Source organism: Streptomyces roseoverticillatus, assembly GCF_000719265.1.
Lineage (GTDB): Bacteria > Actinomycetota > Actinomycetes > Streptomycetales > Streptomycetaceae > Streptomyces > Streptomyces roseoverticillatus.
In genome coordinates, this window is record NZ_JOFL01000013.1 from 170,551 (window position 1) to 191,635 (window position 21,085).

Here is a 21,085-nt window from a genome sequence, read left to right on the forward strand (position 1 = left end):
TGTCAGCTGCGGAACCTGATCCTGCATCCGACGGGCGTGAGGCGTATGGGAATGAAGCGGACAATGCGGTGGGCGGCGGTCCCCGCCGCGGCGCTGGCGGCCGGGCTGGGTCTGTGCGCCGCCCCGGCGCAGGCCGACCAGGCCCCCCGCGCCGACTATCAGGCCATCGCTCATCCGGTCGTGGGCCGGGTCGGCGAGACCGTCGAGGTCGAGCTGGGGGTCAGGAACGGCGGCCCCGGCCCGGCCGGCGGGCGGCCCGGGCACGGCGCGGGCACGTACGAGGTGACGCCGCCCCCGGGCACGGCCATCGTCGCGGCCCCGCACAGCGGCGCCCGGCAGCCCTGTGCGGCGGCGGTGAGCCCGGATGCGGCGCCGGGCTCGTACATCTGCTCCATCGGGGAGAACTTCTCCGCCGGCGAGCGGGACACGCTCAGCTTCCGGGTCCGCATCGACGGGAAGGTCGACGGAGCGGAGGGACTGGTCCGGATCCTCGCCCGCGACGGGGAGCCGTCCACCGACCCGGACCCCGGCAACGACACGGCGCCGATCCGCGTCGAGGTCGTGGACCGCACGCCCGAGCCGCCGCGGCCCGCCTCGCCGCACACGAACAGCACGCTCCTGCTCGCCACGACGTCCGGCACCGCGGTCTCGGCCGGCGCGATCGCCTTCGGCGTGAGCCGCCGCAAGCGGTAGCCCCGGCGGATCGCGGCAACGCGCCGGATGCGGTGGTCGCGCACTCCGCCGGCCTCTCGCCGCTGCGGCGGGCAGATACTCCGGTATTCCGGCGCAATGCCGCAGCACCACGACGGCGCGGACCGCCGGTGCCGAACCGTGCTGCGGCCCCGGTCCGGGCCCGCGCACAAGAGACATGCCACGCCGTAAAAGGTGGCGCTAGGCGAAAATTGTCCGTTTAGCACTTAAAGTCGGCGCATGCCCACGCCATACGGATCCCGCGGCGGCATGGCGTTCAGCGCGGACGAACTGCGCGTGCTGCGCCGAGCCCTCGCCATCGCCCGCCATCCCCATGCCGTCCCCGGGCGCCCCGGCCCCGAGCGCGCCGCGGAGGTGCGCGACTGCTTCCGGCTCGCCGAGGCCGTGGACGAGGCGGTCCTGGAGAGCGGACGGCTGCGCGCCTTCCTCCGCGCCGACCTCGCCCGCTACCGCGCCGCCCTCCCCGGCGCCGCCTCCGGCTACGCCGAGCGCCTCCAGGACGCCCTCGCGGCGGGCTACCGGCCGCGCGCGGAGGACCTCGACGCGCTCCGCGCCCTGACCGCCGTCCCCACCGCCGGGCCCGCCGGCGCCGCCTACCGGGCCCTGCTGCGCCGCTGCGAGCTCGCCTCCGGGCGGCCCGGTGCCGCCGACCGCACGGCCTGCGCGGTGCCCGCGGCGCGCATCCGGCTGCGCCGCACCCCGCTGCTCGCCCTGCCCGGCGGCCGCCCGCCCGCCGCCGGGGCCTCCGCGCCGCGCCCCGGGCAGAAGCCGGGGCAGAAACCGGCCGAGAAACCGGCGGGAAAGCCCGGCGGCGAGCCCGGCAAACCGTCCGCGCCGCGCCCGGACCGGCCCGTCCCCACCCCCGGCGAGGTCTTCCCGCCCCGCCGCAAGCCCGCTCCGCCCCCGAGCGCCGGGGCGCCGCATGCCAGACCCGCCTGAAAGGCGGCCCGGGGCGCGCGTAATCTGGACGGGCCGCTGACAAACCGTGCAATCCCGATCCAGATCCAGAAGGAGCCGACGGCCATGGACTATGTCGCCGCACTGGTGCCGCCCGTCGTGATGGCGATCGCCTTCACCGCCCTGGTCGTGACGATCATCAAGAGCCAGGGTGGCGCGAACAAGGCCAAGGAGGACGCCGCGGTCGACGCCGCGCTCGCCCGGGCCGAGGCCGCGCAGCAGACCGGCAAGGGCAGCCCGGCCTGACGCGGGCGCGCCCGCGGGGCGGGCGCCGGTGCTCACGGGGCGTACGGCAAGGGACCGCAATTCCCGCCGTGCGCCCTTTTTGCTGCCCCTTTGCCGCTCCGATAAAGCGTCATTCCAGACATCTCCCACTATTATTCGCGTGTGGTCAGACGCCTGGGTGATCTGGAAGACGCCGTCATGACGCGCGTGTGGGACTGGAACCGGCCGGTCACTGTTCGAGAAGTGCTGGAAGACCTTCAACAGGAACGGTCCATCGCCTACACGACGGTCATGACCGTAATGGACAACCTGTATCAGAAGGGCTGGCTGCGCCGGGAAGCGGAAGGCCGGGCCTATCGATATGAGGCGGTCTCCAACCGGGCCGCCTACTCGGCCGCACTGATGAACGAAGCGTGGTCCGTGAGCGACAACCCCGCGGCCGCTCTCGTCGCCTTCTTCGGCATGATGTCGGCCGAACAACGCGAAGCCCTGCGGGACGCGATCCGGGTCGTGCAACTCGACGGGCCCGGCGACGCCGGCGGCGCCCCGGGGCGATAGCGTCCGGGCATGCCCGCGCTATCTAAAGTCGTCACCGTCCGCCGTGCCCGGACCAGCGATGTGGCGGCGCTGCGCCGCCTCATCAACACGTACGTTCGTGACGGCATCCTCCTCGGCAAAGCCACCGTCACTCTTTACGAGGACATCCAGGAGTTCTGGGTGGCCGAGCGGGACGAGGACGGCGCCGTCGTCGGCTGCGGGGCCCTGCACGTGATGTGGGAAGACCTCGCGGAGGTTCGCACTCTCGCGGTGGACCCGGACGTCAAGGGCGGCGGGGTCGGGCACGCCGTACTGGACAAGCTGCTGCAGACGGCGCGCTGGCTCGGCGTGCGGCGCATTTTCTGCCTCACCTTCGAAGTCGACTTCTTCATGAAGCACGGCTTCGTGGAGATCGGTGAGACACCCGTGGACGGTGATGTCTACAGCGAGCTGCTGCGTTCCTATGACGAGGGCGTCGCCGAGTTCCTGGGTCTCGAACGGGTGAAGCCGAACACCCTTGGCAACAGCCGGATGCTTCTGCATCTGTGATCGCGGTCCCTATGTCCGAATCGCGCCCCTATCACATGGCTCCGGAAGGGATGCTTCCCACGCGGAAGGCGGGCTGAACCTTCCCGGGGGGTTTGTGTTTTTCCGGGAAAGGCGGTTTGCTATTCCTCCGTAATCCCATTTTCCACTGAAAGGATTCCCCGTGGCGCAGAAGGTTCAGGTCCTTCTTGTCGATGACCTCGACGGTGGCGAGGCCGACGAGACCGTGACGTTCGCCCTGGACGGGAAGACGTACGAGATCGACCTCACCACGGCCAACGCCGACAAGCTCCGCCAGGCGCTCGCGGACTACGTGAAGTCCGCCCGCCGCACCGGCGGCCGTGCCGCCGGCGGCCGCGGCAAGACCCGCACGGCCGCGGTCTCGGGCGGCAGCCCGGACACCGCGAAGATCCGCGCCTGGGCCAAGAAGAACGGCTACAACGTCAACGACCGCGGCCGCGTGCCCGCCGACATCCGTGAGGCGTACGAGAAGGCCAACGGCTGACCTTCCGGCGGACGGCGGCGTGCCCCCAGGGCTCGCAGCAGCCGGGCCCGGTGGGCCTCCGTGGCCGCCGCGCCCACCAGCCGTGCGAGATCGGGGGCGTCTCCCTCGCCCCCGAGGCCGGTCACCGGCAGTGGCGGCTCGACCCCGCCCCCGCGGTTCCCCGGCCGGGGAGGCCGTACCCACACGGCCCGCTCCGGCCCGGCGGGCACGGGCGCGGCGATCCGCCCGCCCGGCCCCAGGACGGCCAGGTCCAGGGCGACCGTGCCCCACTCCAGCCAGTCGAGCAGCTCCGGCAGCTCGTCGGCGCTGCCCGCGGCGAGCAGGAACCACAGCCTCCGGGCCCGGGCGTCGAACACGACCGGGCCGGTGCGCACCGGGCGGCCCAGCACCGCGGCCCCCGCGTCCAGCGGCAGGCCCAGGGCGTCGAAGCGGACCCCGGTCAGCAGCTCCAGGGGCGCCTCGCCGGAGGTCGGCCAGCCGAGCGCGCGCTCGTACCACCGCCGCGCCTGGCACCATGGATCTGCGGGGCCCCCGGGGCACGGGTGGACAACGGTCATATGCGGTGCAACTGCGAAACACCCAAGAGGTTACTCTGGGTTGGTAGTTGGGCACACTCCGTATAAGGGCTGGGGGGCGCACAGGCGCTTCGGGCGGTGCGAGGGTGTTCGCCCGTAGCGGATGGACGGTGCCCGCGCCGCATGGACTGTCAATCCTTGCGGGTAAGAGGTTCCCCATGGGAAGAGGCGGTGCGACACCGCGCGGAGCGCGTCACCGAGGGTGGCGGCGGGCGATGGGCGGGCGTGTCGGGCCGGGCTCGCGTTCGCCGTCGGCGTAGTGACGGCGAGCGTATATGCCTGGCCTGCGGGAACATCGTCTCCCACCATCGGGTTGGAGGAGATGTCGGCTGTTCGGCAGCAGGTTTCCCCGCCGACGCGGGGTGATCCGGACGGATGTCGGCAGTTGGAATGAGCTGTCCCGTCCCGCGGGACTAGCATGCGGAAGGACAGGGAGGGGACCGACCCCTACTTGCCTGACCGCTCTGAGGAGCGATTAACGATGTTCGAGAGGTTCACCGACCGTGCGCGGCGGGTTGTCGTCCTGGCTCAGGAAGAAGCCCGGATGCTCAACCACAACTACATCGGCACCGAGCACATCCTCCTGGGCCTGATCCACGAGGGTGAGGGTGTCGCCGCTAAGGCCCTGGAGAGCCTCGGGATTTCGCTCGAGGCGGTCCGCCAGCAGGTGGAGGAGATCATCGGCCAGGGCCAGCAGGCCCCGTCCGGGCACATCCCCTTCACCCCCCGTGCGAAGAAGGTCCTGGAGCTCTCGCTCCGCGAGGCCCTTCAGCTCGGCCACAACTACATCGGCACCGAGCACATCCTGCTCGGCCTGATCCGCGAGGGCGAGGGCGTCGCCGCCCAGGTCCTCGTGAAGCTGGGCGCCGATCTCAACCGGGTCCGTCAGCAGGTCATCCAGCTGCTCTCGGGCTACCAGGGCAAGGAAGCCGCCACGGCCGGCGGCCCGGCCGAGGGCACCCCCTCGACCTCGCTCGTCCTGGACCAGTTCGGCCGCAATCTGACGCAGGCCGCTCGTGAGTCCAAGCTCGACCCGGTCATCGGGCGCGAGAAGGAGATCGAGCGGGTCATGCAGGTGCTGTCCCGCCGCACCAAGAACAACCCGGTCCTCATCGGCGAGCCCGGCGTCGGCAAGACCGCCGTCGTCGAGGGCCTGGCCCAGGCCATCGTCAAGGGCGAGGTGCCCGAGACCCTCAAGGACAAGCACCTCTACACCCTCGACCTCGGCGCCCTGGTCGCCGGCTCCCGCTACCGCGGTGACTTCGAGGAGCGCCTGAAGAAGGTCCTCAAGGAGATCCGCACCCGCGGCGACATCATCCTGTTCATCGACGAGCTCCACACCCTGGTGGGTGCGGGCGCCGCCGAGGGCGCGATCGACGCCGCCAGCATCCTCAAGCCGATGCTGGCCCGCGGTGAGCTGCAGACCATCGGTGCCACCACGCTCGACGAGTACCGCAAGCACCTGGAGAAGGACGCCGCGCTGGAGCGCCGCTTCCAGCCCATCCAGGTCGCCGAGCCGTCGCTGCCGCACACCATCGAGATCCTCAAGGGTCTGCGCGACCGCTACGAGGCCCACCACCGCGTCTCCATCACGGACGAGGCGCTGGTCCAGGCCGCCACGCTCGCCGACCGCTACATCTCCGACCGCTTCCTGCCGGACAAGGCGATCGACCTGATCGACGAGGCCGGCTCCCGGATGCGCATCCGCCGGATGACCGCGCCGCCGGACCTCCGCGAGTTCGACGAGAAGATCGCCGACGTGCGCCGGGAGAAGGAGTCCGCGATCGACTCGCAGGACTTCGAGAAGGCCGCCTCCCTGCGCGACAAGGAGAAGCAGCTCCTCGCCGCGAAGGCCAAGCGCGAGAAGGAGTGGAAGGCCGGCGACATGGACGTCGTCGCCGAGGTCGACGGCGAGCTGATCGCCGAGGTCCTCGCCACGGCCACCGGCATCCCGGTCTTCAAGCTGACGGAGGAGGAGTCCTCCCGCCTGCTGCGCATGGAGGACGAGCTCCACAAGCGCGTCATCGGCCAGAAGGACGCCATCAAGGCGCTCTCCCAGGCCATCCGGCGCACCCGTGCGGGCCTCAAGGACCCCAAGCGTCCCGGTGGATCGTTCATCTTCGCCGGCCCCTCCGGTGTCGGTAAGACCGAGCTGTCCAAGACGCTCGCCGAGTTCCTCTTCGGCGACGAGGACGCCCTGATCTCCCTCGACATGTCGGAGTTCAGCGAGAAGCACACCGTCTCGCGCCTCTTCGGCTCGCCCCCCGGCTACGTGGGCTACGAAGAGGGCGGCCAGCTGACGGAGAAGGTCCGCCGCAAGCCGTTCTCGGTGGTCCTGTTCGATGAGGTCGAGAAGGCCCACCCGGACATCTTCAACTCGCTCCTGCAGATCCTGGAGGACGGTCGCCTGACCGACTCCCAGGGCCGGGTCGTGGACTTCAAGAACACCGTCATCATCATGACGACCAACCTCGGCACCCGGGACATCTCCAAGGGCTTCAACCTGGGCTTCGCCGCCCAGGGCGACGTCAAGACCGGCTACGAGCGCATGAAGGCCAAGGTCAACGAAGAGCTCAAGCAGCACTTCCGGCCCGAGTTCCTCAACCGTGTCGACGACACGGTGGTCTTCCACCAGCTCTCCCAGGAAGACATCATCCAGATCGTCGACCTGATGGTCGCCAAGGTGGACGAGCGGCTGAAGGACCGCGACATGGGCATCGAGCTCAGCGCGGAGGCCAAGCAGCTGCTGGCCAAGAAGGGCTACGACCCGATCCTGGGCGCCCGTCCGCTGCGCCGCACCATCCAGCGCGAGATCGAGGACATCCTCTCCGAGAAGATCCTCTTCGGCGAGCTGCGCCCCGGCCACATCGTGGTCGTCGGCACGGACGGCGAGGGCGAGGAGAAGAAGTTCACCTTCCGCGGCGAGGAGAAGTCGGCCCTGCCGGACACTCCGCCGATCGAGCAGGCCGCGGGCGGGGCAGGTCCCAACCTGTCCAAGGACACGTAAGCGTTCCGCTCCTTCGCTCATTCCGCGACAGCGGGCCGGCCCCGGAACCCCACGGTTCCGGGGCCGGCCCGCGTTTTCAGCGAATGGCCGCCACCACATCCTGGCCGAGGGAGTGCAGCTCCCTCTGGTCGCGGGCCGGCAGCAGCCTTTTCAGACCCGCCCACACCTGCTGGTACTGGTCGTCCTCGATGTACTTCGCATTGAGCGCGCAGTGGGCCGCCAGCGCCCGCAAGGGCCACTCCGCCTCCCGGTCCGGGGCCGCGTCCGCCGCCGCCGTCAGACCGGCGATGAGACGCCGTTCCTCGCTGCGCCCGCAATGGCCGACGGCCAGCCGCAGCACGTCCTGCCACTGCTCCTCCGCCGCGTGGAGCAGCAATTCGTCCAGGCAGTCGCTCTCCTGGAGCTCCTTCGCCGCCAGATAGTCCTGGAAGGTGCGGTGGATGAACTGGATCGAATCCGGGGCCTGCTCCTGGAGCAGGCCGCTGCGATTGAGCAGATACGTCAGCACGACGGGCGTCGCGCCCTGGGCCCTTACGCGGCGCAGCCCGCGCAACGCCAGGTCGAGCTGGCGGACCGCCTGCTCCCGGCTGAGTTCCGCGCGGCCGTTGCGGACCAGCCAGACGGCGATTCTCTGCAGCAGTTGCCGGCTCTCGTCCGCCGTGAGTTCAATGCCCTCCGGCTTGAGAATGCGGCGGTGCGCGTCGCGTCTGGCCAGCATCAGGTTCAGCGCGGCGCTGTAGAGGTCCCAGCGGGTCTTCGGAAGGAGACCGTTCCACTGCCGGTGCAGGGCGCAGATGACCGCGCAGAGCAGCGGCGTCCGCGCCAGGTCACGTAATACGGAATTGCGTTCGAATTCATGGCCGAGTTCGGGTTCGAGTTTGTCGAGCCGGGCGCGCTGCCGTTTCGCCCAGTGCTCGTCGGCATATCTGTCGCATTCCAGCCGTGCGGCCCGGTGCCACGCGGCGGCGAACGACCGGATGTCCTCGTCGCCCATGGGGAGCAGCCGCAGCTCCTCGAACCCCTCCTGATCCAGCCAGTCGCCGCCTACGGCCAGCGGGCGCACGGTGACCAGGCAGCGCGTCCGCGGATACATCCGCAGGAGCCCGGCGAGCCATTTGCGGGCCAGCTCGCGGTCCGCCTGCGGGATCTCGTCCATCCCGTCGACCAGGAGGAGCCCGCGCCCCGCCTCCAGCACGCGCCCGGCCCAGCCGTCGGGCGGCCGGTCCACCGGCAGCCGCGCGATCTTGGGGAGCTGGGACGGGGTGGGGGAGGTGATGCCCCGGGCGGCCAGGCTGCGCATGGGGACCACGAACGGGATGAGGCCGTCGAGCTCGGCCAGCTGCTCGGGCAGGGTGCGGCACACGGTGTGGGAGGCGAGCCACCACACGAGTGTCGTCTTGCCCGCGCCCGCCTCGCCCCGGAGGACCGTCCTCGGCCGGGAGCCGAGGAGGTCCTCTATGCGCCGGGGCTCCGGGACGTCCGGAGGCGGGGCCCCCAGCGGCTCCGGGGTCCCTAGCGGCTCCGGTGCCCCCAGTGGCTCCGGAGTCCCTAGCGGGTCCGGGACACCGTACGGATCCGGGTCGGAGGGGCGCGGCGACTGCGCCTCCAGGCTGAAGTAGGCCGTGTCCAGATCCCAGTCGCCCGGGCCGAGCTCGTCCAGGCCGAAGATCTCCAGCCGGCTGTAGGCGGCCTTGACGGCCTTCGCGTAGGCGGGCTCGTAGGCCAGGTCCTCGGGGTAGGCGGACGAGATCTCCTCGAACGCCGGGAGGTCCCGCCAGTGGTCCAGCAGGGCCGTCATGAAGCCGGAGTCGGCGATCACCGCGGCCAGCGGCACCGACTCGACGGACGAGTGCTGCCAGCCCATCGGGTCCCCGCTCGCGATACCGATCAGCAGCGGGCCCGCGAACACCGGCCCGCCGGACAGGCCCGCCCACGGCGAGCCGTCCGGGACGGGCGCCGGCGGGTGGTGGTCCGCGTGCAGCACGTACCGGCCGCGCATCCGCCCGGCCAGGGGCATCAGCGTGCCCGGTACCTGCACGGCCTCCAGCTCCTCGCCCGCGTACCGCTGCACCCTCGGGAACCCCAGGACCTGGCAGCGCGGCATCGGCTGCCAGCCGGCGCACTTGCCCCACCGCAGCGGCGGCACCTGTGCGAGGGGCAGCACGGGCTCACGGGCCACGAGGAGCGCCACGTCGCACGTTTCCGGGTCGCCCGACCAGGCGATGTCGCAGAGCACGGGCCCGCCGCCGTCCGGTGCGGTGACCTCGACCACGTCGTCCTTCCGGAACAGGTGCGCGCTCGTCAGCACCAGCTCCGGCGTCAGCAGCACCCCGCTGCCCTGCCGCGCCCCCAGCACGGCCACCAGCCGGTCCTCCACGGACGGCAGCGACGCTCTCGCCCCGCCCACCGCTACTGCCCGGAGGGCCCGAACCGCGACACCCCGCCCGGCCGCTGGTTGCCCACGCGCCAGCTGCCGCCCGTGCGCGTGTCCTTCGGGGTCAGGGTGAACGCGACCTTGTGCGTACGGGTGGAGCCGCGGGACGCCTCCGCGTCCGCGCTGATCACCCAGGCCTTCACCCCGCCCGAGCCCTTGGCGTCCTTGCGGATCTCGACGGTGAACTCCATGGCGATCTCGCCCACCTCGAAGGCCAGGTCCTGGCCCGTGCCCCGGGCCGCCGCCGAGGTCAGGCCCTCCCGGACCGCCTGTACGGCATCCGCCAGCTCGATCTCCTCGAACCCGCTGCTCATCGTCCGCCCCCAGCCCCTGTGGGCCGCACGCTCCGTGTGCGGCCGCCGACGGGGAGCGTACCGCCGCGGCCGGGCCTTTGGTCCCGGAACCGGGGAGGCCGAATGTCCTTCGGCGGTGACACCCGCCATAGGACGTGGGTCACGTACTAAGGGAAATAGCAGAAGGCCCCCGCCTGGTAACCGCCGAAAAACGGGCGGAATCCCTCGGAATCCCTGGTCGGAAGGGGTGCGATTTCCCTCCCTCCGCTACGGCATTCGTTAGTAGAGGCCGTCCTTGGCAGCCCGGCGAATGCGGGTTACCAAGGTAGGGCGATCCCGGTCCGCAGCCGGGACCTGTTTATGCCTGGAGGTTTATCCGTATGTCGAAGCGCACCGCTTTCCGTAACCCGAGCAAGACCGTTCTCCGTACCCGCGCCGCCGTCGTGGCGGCCGGCCTGGGAGCCTCGGTCGCGCTGGGTTCCGGGGTCGCGCTCGCAGCCGACACCACCGCCTCGGTGAGCGAGTTCCCGGCGTTCGCGTCCGTCGCGACGCTGCAGGACGCGCTGAACAAGCAGGCCGAGACGCAGCTGAAGGTGGCGGAGAAGGAGAAGCAGGCCGCCGAGCAGGCCAAGCGGGACGCCGACAAGCGTGCCGACGACGCCCGCAAGCAGGCCGAGGCCTCGCGCAAGCGCGCCGACGCCTGGGTCGCCCCCGTCGCCGGCTACCAGATCGGCCAGCCGTTCGGTAAGGCCGGCGCCATGTGGGCCCACAAGCACAGCGGCCAGGACCTCGTCGTCGGCACCGGCACGCAGGTCATGTCCGTCCACGGCGGCACCGTCGTCAAGGCCGGCCCGAACGGCGGCGGCGACGGCCCCGCCTACGGCAACGCCATCGTGATCAAGCACGCCGACAACACGTACTCGCAGTACGCCCACCTCTCGCAGGTGAAGGTCTCGGTCGGCCAGACCGTCACGACCGGCCAGGTCATCGGCCTGTCGGGCTCCACCGGCAACTCGTCCGGCCCCCACCTGCACTTCGAGATCCGCACCACCCCGAACTACGGCACCGCCGTCGAGCCGGTCGGCTTCCTGAAGGCCCACGGCGAGACCCTCTGATCCGTCTGATCAATCGGATCCGCCCCGGAGCCGGTGCACCGCGACACGCGGTGCACCGGCTCCGGCTTTTACGGTGGTAATGCAGCGCACAATCCGGTGATCGGAGCGCGTCATGATCAAGGGAATTGCCATCACCACCGTCTGGGTCCTCGATCAGGACCGGGCGAGGGATTTCTACACGAACAAGCTCGGTATGGAAGTCCGCACCGATATGACCATGGGCGGCGACAAGGGAATGCGCTGGCTCACGGTCGGCGCGAAGGACCAGCCGGACGTCGAGCTCACGCTGATGGTCCCCGGCCCGCCCGGGCTCGACCCGGAGTCGGCGGAGGCCATGAAGAAGCTGGTCTCCAAGGGCGCGCTGGGCGCGGGAGTGCTCCGCACCGACGACATCCACCGCGACTACGAGACGCTCAAGGCCAAGGGCGTGGAGTTCCTGCAGGAGCCCCGGGAGCGGCCCTACGGCACGGAGGCGATCCTGCGCGACGACTCCGGCAACTGGTTCTCGCTGACGCAGCGCACCGAGCGGCTGGACATGGACAAGGCCTGGGACGAGTGCGTCGACCCGATGTGACCCCGGGCGGGCCGCGGCCCGCGCTCTTCAGTCCTGCACCTGGATGACCGGGAACGTGCCCGTGCTCGTCGGCGCCGACTCCGGCAGCCACAGCACCGCGATCGCCCCCGTGCCGCCCTCGACCTCCGGGTCGGCGTTGCGAAAGGTCAGGCGCGCGCCCAGGACGCGGGCCTGGCCGACGGCGATGGTCAGGCCCAGGCCGTGGCCCTTGCCCGCGCGGTCCTTGCTGCCCGTGCGGAACCGGCTCGGGCCCTCCTGCAGCAGCTCCTCGGGGAAGCCGGGCCCGTGGTCGCGCACCCGCAGCACGCGCCCCTCGACGGTCACGTCGAACGGCGGCTTGCCGTGCTTGGCGGCGTTGGCCAGGAGGTTGCCGATGATGCGTTCCAGGCGGCGCGGATCGGTGGAGACGTAGGCGTCCCGGGCGACCCGTACGCGGGCCTCGGGGTCGAACGCGCGGACGCGGCGCTCGACGAACTCGCCCAGCAGGAGCTCCTGCAGCTCGGCGCGCTCGGCGAAGCCGTCCAGCCGGGCCACCTCCAGGACGTCCTCGACGAGGGTGCGCATGGCCTGCGCCCGGTCGCGGACGAGCTCGGTGGGCCGGCCGGGCGGCAGCAGCTCGGCGGCGGTGAGCAGCCCGGTGACGGGGGTGCGCAGCTCGTGGGCGATGTCGGCGGTGACGCGCCGCTCGGCCTCCAGCCGGCGCTGGAGCGCCTCGGCCATGCCGTCGACGGCGCGGGCCAGGTCGTCGGTCTCGTCGCGCACGCGGCCGCCGATGGCCTCGCGGACCCGTACCTCCGAGTCGCCGTCGGCGAGCTTGCGGGCGGCCGCCGAGGCCTTGCGCAGCCGGCGGGAGAGCTGGTCGCCGATGAGGATGCCGAGGGCGCAGCCGCCGAGGACGACGGAGACCGAGCCGATGATCAGCGCCTTGTCGAGGGCGTCGATGATGGAGAACCGGTCCTTGAACCGGGTGTGGATCGAGAGGATCTTGCCGTTGCGGACCGGCACCGAGGCCCAGACCTCGGGAGAGTCCCCGCCGCCGGAGTCCTGCAGGAAGGTGGCGCGCTGGCCGATCGCGGCGGCGTCGCGCAGCGGCTTGGGCAGCGTGGGGTCGTCGATCTTGGCGTGCAGCATCAGCCGGCCGGTGTTCTCGTAGTACCGCTGGGCGATCTGCACGCGCTCGTCCATGACGTCGCGGCTGTTGTCGAGCATCGACAGGCGGGCGGCGTTGTGCACGACGAGGCTGAGCGCCACCGCGACGAGCGCGCCGACGCCCGCGATGGCGAGGCTGACCTTCCAGCGCAGACCCGAGCGGAGGGCGAGCTTCACCACGAGCCGGTCACCCCGGTCACCCCGGGCGCCCCGGTCGTCATGGAGCGGATCACCACGGAACGGATCACCATGGGGTGGTCACCCGTGTCACCCTCTGAGCTTGTAGCCGAAACCGCGGACCGTCTCGATCCGGTCCTGGCCGATCTTGCCGCGCAGCCGCTGCACGTGGACGTCGACGACCCGGGTGTCGCCGCCCCAGCCGTAGTCCCAGACGCGCTCCAGCAGCCGGTCGCGCGAGAGCACCGTGCCGGGCGCCGCGGAGAACTCCAGCAGCAGCCGCATCTCGGTCGGGGTCAGCGCGACGGGCTCGCCGCCCTTGCGGACCTCCATGCCGTCCGTGTCGACCTCCAGGTCACCGAAGCGCAGCACGCCGCACTCCAGCTCCTCGGGGGCGTCGGCCCCGGCCGCGCCGCCCGGCCCGCTGGCGTGCCCGAAGCGGCGCAGCACGGCCCGTATGCGGGCGACGAGCACGGCGCCGTCGAAGGGCTTGGTGACGTAGTCGTCGGCCCCGGCCTCCAGGCCCAGGACGACGTCGATGGAGTCCGCGCGCGCCGACAGCATGATCACCGGCACGGTCGACTCGTCGCGGATCCGGCGGCAGAGGCTGACCCCGTCCAGGCCGGGGACCATGACGTCGAGCAGCGCGATGTCGGGCTTGCGGGCGCGGAACTTCTCCAGCCCCAGCAGCCCGTCCGGCACCGCGGTCACCTCGAAGCCGTCGCGCTCCAGTGCCAGCTGGGTCGCCTCACGGATGACGTCGTCGTCCTCCACGAAGAGCACATGCGTATCGGCCACGCTGCCCTCAGCCCTCCGTTCCCACGCTGGGGAAATCGCCCTTGTCGTTGTTTCCGGCCTTGCTGTAGTCGGTGTGCGTGCGCCCGGTCTCCCGGAACTCCGACCCCGACCAGTGGTACGTCATGACATCCTCGCCCGACGCGCAGCACACCGCGTCACCGGGCCCGTAGACCTGCTTGGTGACCCGGAGGTCGCGGCGGTCGATCTCGGCGTACACCGGCGCCTGCTCGATCATGAACACGTTCTCGTACGAGCCGTCGCCCTTGGCACGGTACACATACGAGCCCACGCCCACGGAATCGCCACAGGTCAGGATGTTCACGACGATGTCGTCCCGGGAGCCGTCGGTCAGCTTCCCGTAGATCACGTCCAGCGGGTACTGGTTCTTCACACAGGGCTTCAGGTCCTTCTTGACCTGCGCGCTGATCTTCGGGTCGCCCTTGAGCAGCTTGACCGCGTCGACCTTGTCCTGCGGCCGCTCCGCCGTCGCCGAGGCCGAGGGCAGCCGGGTCGGCTTCGCGGCGGACTGCGTCTGCGCGGTGCCTTCCTTGCGCACGCCCTCGCTGCCCGCATTGCATCCGGCAAGCAGAAGACCGGCGGCAGCGGCCAACGCGGTGACCGTGCCGCCGGTGATCAGAACCGGCCTGGGGGGAGCCGCCTTTTTCAGGCTGCGCACCGTTCCTGCCCCCGCTCGTTGCGCTCGAGGGCATGGAAGTCCAGGTCGCGGCTCTCCAGCTCCTGACGCAGCCGGGCCAGGGCCCGGTGCAGCGTGCTCTTGACCGTTCCGGTCGACATCCCGAGCGCCTCCGCGGTCTCCTCGGTGCTCATCTGCTCCCAGTGTCGCAGCACGACGACGCTGCGCTGCTTGGGCGCCAGGACACCGAGGATGTCCATCAGCAGCGCGCGGTCGGCGTGCTGCTCCGTGCCGTCCTCGACGCTGGCGTCGGGGAGCTGCTCGGTGGGCACCTCGTCGAGCTTGCGGGCGCGCCACCACTCCGTACGAGTGTTGATCATGACACGGCGGAGGTAGGCGTCGGCCAGCGACTTGTCCGCTATGCCTTCCCAGCGGCCGTAGGTGCGCACGAGGGCGGTCTGGAGGAGGTCCTGCGCGTCGATGGGGTCCGGCACGAGACGGCGGGCGCTGCGCAGGAGCGCGTCCTGACGGTTGCGCACGTACTCCTCGAAGTCCAGAACCTTGCCGCTGCTGGCCATCTCGCAGCCTCCATTCCGCTTGCATCCCCGCGTCACGCTGGTGGTCTCCCAGCACGAGAAGGACGCTACGGAGGTGCTGTTGCGGCGTGATGTGCGGCAGCACTGCGGCTGGTGCACAGCTGTCCATAGGTTGTGTAACAGCGTTGCGGGAGCAGGGGCGGTAGGGCGTGAAAAGGGGGCTCTGTCCTGTTCGCGAGGGCCTTTCGGCAGGTCACGGCGGGTCTTGCGACACGGCCGTGTGACGGACTCCGTGACAGAGACATGGCGGGGCTGCGCACTGCGCCCGGCGGCGGCCGTGTGACGGGGCCGCGCGCTGCGCCGGCGGCAGCCGTGTGACGGGTTCCGCGACGGGGTTCGCACTCATCCCAGCGGCAGCCGGTACGTCCCGTCCGCCAGCGGCTCCACCAGCCCGTCCGCCACAAGCCCGTCCAGCGCCCTGGCCCGCTGCACCGGCTCGTCCCAGACGGCGTCCAGAGCCACTTGCGGCACGGGCTCCAGCGCCTCCCGCAGCACCGCCAGCAGCTTTCCGCGCACCTGCCGGTCCGTCCCCGCGTACGTCTGGCCACGGCGCGGTGGCCCGTCGTGCGCCGGGGAACCCGCCGCGCGCCACGCACACCGGTCGGCGATCGGGCAGCGCCCGCAGACCGGCGTGCGCGCCGTGCACACCAGCGCGCCCAGCTCCATCGTCGCGGCGGCCCAGCGGGCGGCGACCGGCTCGCTCTCGGGCAGCAGGGCGCGGGCCAGCTTGCGCTCGGCCGCCGTCGTCGCGTTCGGCGGGTACTGCGCGCCGCTCACGGCGCGCGCGAACACCCTGCGCACGTTGGTGTCGAGGACCGCGTGCCGCTGCCCGTACGCGAACGAGGCCACCGCCGCCGCCGTGTACTCGCCGACGCCCGGCAGCGCCAGCAGCCTGGCGTGGTCGCTCGGCACCTCGCCGCCGTGCAGCTCCGTGATCGCCGTCGCGGCGGCGTGCAGCCGCAGCGCCCGCCGCGGATAGCCGAGCCGGCCCCAGGCGCGCACCGCCTCGCCGGGCGGCTCGGCCGCCAGGTCCGCCGGGCGCGGCCAGCGCGCGAGCCACTGCTCGTACACCGGCAGGACGCGGCTGACCGGCGTCTGCTGCAGCATGAACTCGCTGACCATCACACCCCACGCGCCGGCCTCCGGGCGCCGCCAGGGAAGGTCACGGGCGTGCGCGTCGAACCAGTCGATGACCGGTCCGTGGAGTGCGCCGGAGAGGGGCTCGGAGAGGGCTTCGGGCAGGGCGTCGGTGCGGTCTGTCACAGTCATGGCGCTTCCGATCCTGGCACGGCCGCGGACGGCGGAGAAACGCGCCGGGCCCCGTTCACCCGACTTTCGTCTGACTTTCGTCAGGGGCGCGCGAACGGCCCCGGCTTGTACCGTCGGACCGGTGAGCCGCCGCACGACCACCGCCCCGGCAACGGCCCTGACCAGGGCCGGGACCGGGCTCCCGACCAGGGCCCTGCCCGACGCCCTGCTGTGGGCGGCGCTCACCGCGCCCGGCGTCGCCGCGGACCTCCTCGGCCTGAACGCACCCCGGCCCTGGTGGCAGACCGCGGCCGGAGCCGCCGTCCTCGCCGCCGCCGTGGCCGTCTCCCGCGCCCGGCCGGTGCTCGCGCTCGGCCTCGCCGCCGGGCTGGGCCTCGCCGCGTCGCCCTCGCTGTTCACGCTCTCCTACGGGCCCGCGCTGTCCGTCCTCGCCTTCCTGCTGGGCCGCCGCTCGGCCCGGACGCGCCCCGTGCTGTACGCGTTCCCGGCCGTCGCGGCCGCCGGCACGGTGCTCGTCCTCGCCCGCCACACCGACCCCGTCGTCGAATGGCTGGTTCTGATCGGCACGCTGCTCTTCGGCGCGGTCTTCCCCTGGCTGGCCGGCCGGTACCGGCGCCAGGCGCGCGAGCTCGTCGCCGCGGGCTGGAGCCGCGCGGCCCAGCTGGAGCGCGAGCAGGAGATCGTCGCGGACCGGGCCCGGCTGCGCGAGCGCGCCCGCATCGCCCAGGACATGCACGACTCCCTCGGCCACGAACTGAGCCTGATCGCCCTGCGCGCCGGGGCCCTGCAGGTCGCACCGGGCCTCGACGCGGCGCACCGGGCGGCCGCCGCGGAGCTGCGCGAGGCCGCCGCGTCGGCGACGGACCGGCTCCGCGACATCATCGGCGTCCTCCGCGACGCCGCCCCGCCCGGCCCCGCGCCGCTGGCCCCGCCGGACGACTCGCTGCCCGCCCTCGTGGACCGCGCGGCGGCCTGCGGCCTGCCCGTCCGCGCCCAGCTGCCCCGCGAGGCCGCGCTGCCGCCGCTCGTGGAGCGGGCCGCGTACCGCGTCGTCCAGGAGGCGCTGACGAACGCGGCCAAGCACGCGCCCGGGGCGGAGGTGGCCGTCACGGTGGACACCGGGCCGCGGGAGACGCTGGTGACGGTCGTCAGCGGGCCCCCGGAGGGCGGCGCGCCGTCCGCGGGCGGCGGCGGTACGGGGTTGCTGGGGCTGCGGGAGCGGGTGGCGCTCGCGGGAGGCGAGTTCACGGCGGGGGCGGCCGGGGACGACGGGGAATTCAGGGTGAGCGCGCGGCTCCCGCACGAGCCGGGGCCCCGGGCCGGGTTCGCGGACGCCGCCCGGGCCGGACACGCGGCGCGCCCGGAGGAGCCCGCGGACGGCAGCCGTGACACCGACGCCCTCGCGCACGCCCGGCGCACCGCCCGGCGGCGGTTCGCCGTGCCCTTCGCCGTCGCGGCCGCCGCCGGTGCCGTCTTCGTCGCCGGCGCCTTCGGCTGGTACGCCTACATCAAGGCCCACTCGGTGCTGAAGCCCGCCGACTACGCGGCCCTGCGCGTCGGGGCGCCGTACGCCGACGTCGCGCCCCTCCTCCCGGACCGGCAGGTCGCCGACCCGCCCGCCGACCGGGACCCGGCCACCCCGCCCGCCGGAGCGGAGTGCCGCTACTACCGGGCCAGCGGCGAACTCTTCGTCAGCGTCGAACACTTCCGGCTCTGCTTCCGCGACGGGCACCTCGTCGCGAAGAGCCGCATCCCGCGCGCCGGCGCCGCCGGCGTCGTGGAACAGGAGGAGAAGGAATGGCTGCGCTGAACACGGGGATGGCCACGGGGATGAACGCGGGGATGACCACGGGAACGGGTGACGCCGTCAAAGTCCTCGTCGCCGACGACGAGGCGATGATCCGCGCCGGTGTCTGCGCGATCCTGTCCGCCGACCCCGGCATCGAGGTCGTCGCGGAGGCGGCGGACGGCCGTGAGGCCGTCGAAGCGGTCCGCGCCCACCGGCCGGACGTCGCGCTGCTCGACATCCGCATGCCGCGCATGGACGGCCTCGCCGCGTGCGAGGAGATCCGCCGGACCGCGCCCGGCACGGCCGTCGCCATCCTCACCACCTTCTCCGAGGACGCCTACATCTCCCGCGCCCTGGGCGGCGGGGCCACCGGCTTCCTCCTCAAGTCCGGCGACCCCTACGAACTGATGACCGGCGTCCGCGCGGTCGCCGACGGCGGCGCCTACCTCTCCCCGAAGGTGGCCCGGCACGTCATCGCCGAACTCGGCGGCGAGCGGCTCACCCGCGGGGCCGCCGCGCGTGCCCGGATCGCCGGCCTCACCGCCCGCGAGCGCGAGGTGCTCGCCCTGCTCGGCGAGGGCCTCTCCAACGCGGGCATCGGCCGTCGCCTCCACCTCGTGGAAGGCACGGTGAAGGGCTACGTGAGCGCGGTCCTCGACCGCCTGGAGGTCGGCAACCGGGTACAGGCGGCGATCGTCGCGTACGAGGCGGGGCTGGTGGCGAGCACGCCCACCGGCGCGTAGGCGCCTCGGCGGCCCACGGCGAAACCCCCTGAGCGCGGGTTCGGCACCGCCGGCATCCGGCGTCGTGGCGTCTCGCCGTTGCGGCGGAAAGATCTTCGCTGCGGCGGCAGGAGCGCTCGCCCCGGCAAAAGCCGCCCGCCGCGACGGCGAAGTGCCACCACGGCGAGGTCCGGCGGAATGTGACACCACCGGCACCGGCGCGCTCCGGCTGGCCCCGCAGGGGCCGCCACGATGGAATGGGGCCATGAACGAGAGTGAAACGCAGCCGCGACCCCCGCGCGACATCCGCGCGGCGCTCGACGCGCACTCCACCCTGACCCTGGCCTACGCCGATGACGACGGCCCGCAGGCGTGCGCGGTGCTCTACGCCCCCGCCGACGGCGACGACACCGCGCTGCTGTTCGTCACCTCGGTCACCACGCGCCACGGCCGCGCCCTCGCGAGCGGCGCCGGCGTCGCCTTCACCGCCCAGCGCGACGGGCAGGTGTGGACGGCCCTGACGGGGATTCAAGGCCGGGGCACGTGCCGCCGCCTGGAGGGCGCCGAGCGCGAGGCCGCGTGGCGCGCGTACAGCGAGCGCTTCCCGTACGTCGACCACAACGACCGGCTCCGGCAGGCGATGGAGCGCACCGACCTGTGGGAGCTGCGCCCCTCCTGGCTGCGCCTGATCGACAACGGGCAGGGCTTCGGCCACAAGACGGAGTGGACCCGCCCCGCGGCCTGACCCCTCCGGGGCCCCTGCCCCTGCCCCTCCCCCTATGCCTTACGCCTTTACGCCTTCACGAGCGGCCGCAGCCGCCCCCGCTCCGCCCGTTCCACCAGCCCCGTGGCGGGCCGTACGAGCAGCAGCCCGCCGAGCAGCGCCACGACCGCGCCGAGGAGCAGGCCCGCGGCCACGTCGTGCGGGTAGTGCACGCCGAGGAAGACCCGTGAGAACGCGACGAGCAGCGCCATGGGCAGGACGGCCCACACGAGCGCCCGCCGGGCGAGCACGATGCCGGTCGCGAGGGCCGCGGCGAGTGTGGCGTGGTTGCTCGGGAAGGACCAGTCGCCGTGCGGCGGGCAGGCGGCCAGCGAGGTGACCGCCCCGTGGACCGCCCGGCACGGCCGTTCCTCGTCCACCAGGCTCTTCGCGACCTCGCTGATGCCGTAGGCGATCGCCGTGGTGACCGGCACGAGCAGCGCGAGCGCGACGCTGCGCGCCCCCGCGCTCCGGTTGCGCCACCACACGGCGACGGCCACGGCCATCAGTAGCAACAGCCCGGCCTCGGTGCCGATTTCCGCAAGGGTGTGCACCCACTCCGGTGTGGAGCGGGCGAATTCGGTGACGTCGCGATAGAGGTCGTTGTCCACGGTGTCCATGGTCCCGGGAGCCTACGGTCCGTCACTTCCGCGCCACACCGGGCTATCGGCATGCGTGCGGTAGGACTTTCGTCAGATGGCAGCAATGGAAAATCGGCTCGCGGCGGACCGATGATGAGAAAATCCGGCACCCACCCGGCGGGTAGGGGCTGGTGCCCCCGCCGATGTCTCGTAGAGTCTTCGCGTGGGATCACTGCGCAATCCGATCGGGCCGCTTCCCTCCTCCATCTATTGGCGGCGGAGGGCAGTTGCGCTTGGCCTGCTCGGCCTTCTCGTTCTGCTGGGGCTCTGGTTCGTCACCCTCGGGGGTGACGGTGACTCAGGCGACAGCCAGAGCAAGGGCACGGACGGAAAGAACCCGGGCGACAGCACCACCATCACCCCCGGCCCGGTGCCCTCCGGCCCGCACTACAGCCAACGCCCGGGCGGGCGCGGCGAGTCGGGCGGCAGCGGCTCCGGCGGCAGCGGCGACGACCGCTCCGGCGGCGGTACGGGCGCGTCCGGGACCGGTGGTGCCGGTACGGGCGGCGGCGGTACGACGGGCACCGGCGGCGGTGGCGCGCTGGGCACCGGCGACGGCAAGGCCGTGCCGGTCGGCTCGTCCCTGCCCGACTGCTCGCCGGGCGCGGTGCGGCTCGCGATCCGCAGCGTCAAGGACGCCTACCGGCCCGGCGAGAAGCCGAAGTTCGAGGTCGTGGTGAAGAACTCCGGCGGCAGTGCCTGCAAGGTCAACTTCGGGGCGACCGCCGCGATTCTGAAGATCACGCATATCGACGGCGACGACCGCGTGTGGGCCTCCGACGACTGCCCCCGCGCCACGGGCCCGGTGCTCGTGGAGCTCCCCGGTTCGGGTGAGACGAAGCGCACCGTGGAATGGGACCGCAAGCGCAGTGCCCCGCACTGCGCGACGCCTTCCGGTGACGGGGCGGCGGGCACCGGTAAGTACCGGGCCGAGGTCAGAATTGCGGGCGTCACCGAAAAGGTGGAATTCACTCTGGAGAAGGACTGACGGCCGGACGTACGACGGGACGCCCGGCCGGGCGAATCGCTCCGGCTGGACGTACGTACGGCTCCGGCCGGACGTATCGC

Annotated in this window: 22 protein-coding genes; 13 read left to right on the forward strand and 9 right to left on the reverse strand. The window is 72.3% G+C overall.

All coding sequences use genetic code 11. The features are described 5' to 3' along the window. Window positions 1–51 precede the first annotated feature (51 nt). From IF61_RS0117785 to IF61_RS0117810, 6 genes are all read left to right on the forward strand, one after another. Entirely contained in the window at window positions 52–693 is a 642-nt protein-coding gene (locus tag IF61_RS0117785) for a hypothetical protein (protein ID WP_157848620.1), read from the forward strand. A gap of 237 nt (window positions 694–930) precedes the next feature. Continuing rightward, window positions 931–1,650 (forward strand): hypothetical protein, encoded by a 720-nt coding sequence (locus IF61_RS0117790; protein WP_030367400.1) that lies wholly within the window; start codon window positions 931–933, stop codon window positions 1,648–1,650. Between the two features lie 84 nt (window positions 1,651–1,734). After that, window positions 1,735–1,914 (forward strand): hypothetical protein, encoded by a 180-nt coding sequence (locus IF61_RS0117795; protein WP_030367401.1) that lies wholly within the window; start codon window positions 1,735–1,737, stop codon window positions 1,912–1,914. 141 nt (window positions 1,915–2,055) lie between these two features. Next, window positions 2,056–2,451, forward strand: a complete 396-nt coding sequence (locus IF61_RS0117800) for a BlaI/MecI/CopY family transcriptional regulator (RefSeq protein WP_078660296.1) — start codon at window positions 2,056–2,058, stop codon at window positions 2,449–2,451. Window positions 2,452–2,460: 9 nt separating this feature from the next. Further along, entirely contained in the window at window positions 2,461–2,979 is a 519-nt protein-coding gene (locus IF61_RS0117805; RefSeq protein WP_052392782.1) for an amino-acid N-acetyltransferase, read from the forward strand. Between the two features lie 160 nt (window positions 2,980–3,139). Beyond that, window positions 3,140–3,481: a histone-like nucleoid-structuring protein Lsr2 gene (locus IF61_RS0117810; RefSeq protein ID WP_030367404.1), complete on the forward strand. Its 342-nt coding sequence runs from the start codon at window positions 3,140–3,142 to the stop codon at window positions 3,479–3,481. Here the strand turns inward: IF61_RS0117810 and IF61_RS0117815 are convergent. After that, window positions 3,412–4,038: an SCO3374 family protein gene (locus IF61_RS0117815; protein ID WP_030367405.1), complete on the reverse strand. Its 627-nt coding sequence runs from the start codon at window positions 4,036–4,038 to the stop codon at window positions 3,412–3,414. The genes IF61_RS0117810 and IF61_RS0117815 overlap by 70 nt on opposite strands. 499 nt (window positions 4,039–4,537) lie before the next feature. Between IF61_RS0117815 and IF61_RS0117820 the strand changes: the two genes are divergently transcribed. Next, a complete protein-coding gene (locus tag IF61_RS0117820) occupies window positions 4,538–7,063 on the forward strand; it encodes an ATP-dependent Clp protease ATP-binding subunit (protein ID WP_030367406.1) in 2,526 nt (841 codons plus the stop codon). Window positions 7,064–7,139: 76 nt separating this feature from the next. Here the strand turns inward: IF61_RS0117820 and IF61_RS0117825 are convergent, their stop codons facing one another. After that, window positions 7,140–9,470, reverse strand: a complete 2,331-nt coding sequence (locus IF61_RS0117825; RefSeq protein ID WP_107043060.1) for a serine protease — start codon at window positions 9,468–9,470, stop codon at window positions 7,140–7,142. A gap of 2 nt (window positions 9,471–9,472) precedes the next feature. Continuing rightward, on the reverse strand, window positions 9,473–9,811 hold the full coding sequence (locus IF61_RS0117830) for a trypco2 family protein (RefSeq protein WP_030367408.1): 339 nt from the start codon (window positions 9,809–9,811) through the stop codon (window positions 9,473–9,475). Between the two features lie 359 nt (window positions 9,812–10,170). Here IF61_RS0117830 and IF61_RS0117835 point away from each other — a divergent pair, with 359 nt between their 5' ends. Together IF61_RS0117835 and IF61_RS0117840 are read left to right on the forward strand one after the other, a co-directional pair. After that, window positions 10,171–10,905 (forward strand): M23 family metallopeptidase, encoded by a 735-nt coding sequence (locus IF61_RS0117835; protein ID WP_030367409.1) that lies wholly within the window; start codon window positions 10,171–10,173, stop codon window positions 10,903–10,905. Between the two features lie 112 nt (window positions 10,906–11,017). Continuing rightward, on the forward strand, window positions 11,018–11,479 hold the full coding sequence (locus IF61_RS0117840) for a VOC family protein (protein WP_030367410.1): 462 nt from the start codon (window positions 11,018–11,020) through the stop codon (window positions 11,477–11,479). A 27-nt stretch (window positions 11,480–11,506) separates the two neighbouring features. Here the strand turns inward: IF61_RS0117840 and cseC are convergent, their stop codons facing one another. From cseC to IF61_RS0117865, 5 genes are all read right to left on the reverse strand, one after another. Then, window positions 11,507–12,808, reverse strand: a complete 1,302-nt coding sequence (gene cseC, locus IF61_RS0117845) for a two-component system sensor histidine kinase CseC (RefSeq protein ID WP_030367411.1) — start codon at window positions 12,806–12,808, stop codon at window positions 11,507–11,509. Between the two features lie 87 nt (window positions 12,809–12,895). Next, window positions 12,896–13,603 carry a two-component system response regulator CseB gene (gene cseB, locus IF61_RS0117850; protein ID WP_030367412.1) on the reverse strand — a complete coding sequence of 236 codons (708 nt, stop codon included), beginning with the start codon at window positions 13,601–13,603 and terminating at the stop codon, window positions 12,896–12,898. Between the two features lie 7 nt (window positions 13,604–13,610). Next, the gene (locus IF61_RS0117855) at window positions 13,611–14,159 is read right to left on the reverse strand and encodes an LppP/LprE family lipoprotein (protein WP_245684543.1); all 549 of its coding nucleotides are present in this window, start codon (window positions 14,157–14,159) and stop codon (window positions 13,611–13,613) included. A 107-nt stretch (window positions 14,160–14,266) separates the two neighbouring features. Then, entirely contained in the window at window positions 14,267–14,815 is a 549-nt protein-coding gene (locus tag IF61_RS0117860) for a SigE family RNA polymerase sigma factor (RefSeq protein ID WP_043189586.1), read from the reverse strand. Between the two features lie 360 nt (window positions 14,816–15,175). Then, window positions 15,176–16,102 (reverse strand): HhH-GPD family protein, encoded by a 927-nt coding sequence (locus IF61_RS0117865; protein ID WP_030367415.1) that lies wholly within the window; start codon window positions 16,100–16,102, stop codon window positions 15,176–15,178. 121 nt (window positions 16,103–16,223) lie between these two features. On the opposite strand from IF61_RS0117865, the gene IF61_RS32430 reads away from it, so the two are divergent. From IF61_RS32430 to IF61_RS0117880, 3 genes are all read left to right on the forward strand, one after another. Then, complete coding sequence (locus tag IF61_RS32430) at window positions 16,224–17,912, forward strand: sensor histidine kinase (protein WP_245684544.1); 1,689 nt, start codon at window positions 16,224–16,226, stop codon at window positions 17,910–17,912. A 32-nt stretch (window positions 17,913–17,944) separates the two neighbouring features. Further along, a complete protein-coding gene (locus tag IF61_RS0117875) occupies window positions 17,945–18,634 on the forward strand; it encodes a response regulator transcription factor (RefSeq protein ID WP_030367417.1) in 690 nt (229 codons plus the stop codon). Window positions 18,635–18,878: 244 nt separating this feature from the next. Next, the gene (locus tag IF61_RS0117880) at window positions 18,879–19,358 is read left to right on the forward strand and encodes a pyridoxamine 5'-phosphate oxidase family protein (protein ID WP_030367418.1); all 480 of its coding nucleotides are present in this window, start codon (window positions 18,879–18,881) and stop codon (window positions 19,356–19,358) included. 47 nt (window positions 19,359–19,405) lie between these two features. On the opposite strand, the gene IF61_RS0117885 is transcribed toward IF61_RS0117880, so the two are convergent. Then, window positions 19,406–19,996 carry a phosphatase PAP2 family protein gene (locus IF61_RS0117885; protein ID WP_030367419.1) on the reverse strand — a complete coding sequence of 197 codons (591 nt, stop codon included), beginning with the start codon at window positions 19,994–19,996 and terminating at the stop codon, window positions 19,406–19,408. Between the two features lie 184 nt (window positions 19,997–20,180). On the opposite strand from IF61_RS0117885, the gene IF61_RS0117890 reads away from it, so the two are divergent. Further along, a complete protein-coding gene (locus IF61_RS0117890) occupies window positions 20,181–21,005 on the forward strand; it encodes a hypothetical protein (RefSeq protein WP_030367420.1) in 825 nt (274 codons plus the stop codon). Window positions 21,006–21,085: the final 80 nt, after the last annotated feature.

Coding starts and splice junctions, on each gene's coding strand:
- IF61_RS0117785 (WP_157848620.1), top strand. CDS start 52: ATGAAGCGGACAATGCGGTGGGCGGCGGTCCCCGCCGCGGCGCTGGCG.
- IF61_RS0117865 (WP_030367415.1), bottom strand. CDS start 16,102: ATGACTGTGACAGACCGCACCGACGCCCTGCCCGAAGCCCTCTCCGAG.
- IF61_RS0117790 (WP_030367400.1), top strand. CDS start 931: ATGCCCACGCCATACGGATCCCGCGGCGGCATGGCGTTCAGCGCGGAC.
- IF61_RS0117875 (WP_030367417.1), top strand. CDS start 17,945: ATGACCACGGGAACGGGTGACGCCGTCAAAGTCCTCGTCGCCGACGAC.
- IF61_RS0117860 (WP_043189586.1), bottom strand. CDS start 14,815: ATGGCCAGCAGCGGCAAGGTTCTGGACTTCGAGGAGTACGTGCGCAAC.
- IF61_RS0117815 (WP_030367405.1), bottom strand. CDS start 4,038: ATGACCGTTGTCCACCCGTGCCCCGGGGGCCCCGCAGATCCATGGTGC.
- IF61_RS0117835 (WP_030367409.1), top strand. CDS start 10,171: ATGTCGAAGCGCACCGCTTTCCGTAACCCGAGCAAGACCGTTCTCCGT.
- IF61_RS0117840 (WP_030367410.1), top strand. CDS start 11,018: ATGATCAAGGGAATTGCCATCACCACCGTCTGGGTCCTCGATCAGGAC.
- IF61_RS0117885 (WP_030367419.1), bottom strand. CDS start 19,996: ATGGACACCGTGGACAACGACCTCTATCGCGACGTCACCGAATTCGCC.
- IF61_RS0117795 (WP_030367401.1), top strand. CDS start 1,735: ATGGACTATGTCGCCGCACTGGTGCCGCCCGTCGTGATGGCGATCGCC.
- IF61_RS0117830 (WP_030367408.1), bottom strand. CDS start 9,811: ATGAGCAGCGGGTTCGAGGAGATCGAGCTGGCGGATGCCGTACAGGCG.
- IF61_RS0117820 (WP_030367406.1), top strand. CDS start 4,538: ATGTTCGAGAGGTTCACCGACCGTGCGCGGCGGGTTGTCGTCCTGGCT.
- IF61_RS0117880 (WP_030367418.1), top strand. CDS start 18,879: ATGAACGAGAGTGAAACGCAGCCGCGACCCCCGCGCGACATCCGCGCG.
- IF61_RS0117805 (WP_052392782.1), top strand. CDS start 2,461: ATGCCCGCGCTATCTAAAGTCGTCACCGTCCGCCGTGCCCGGACCAGC.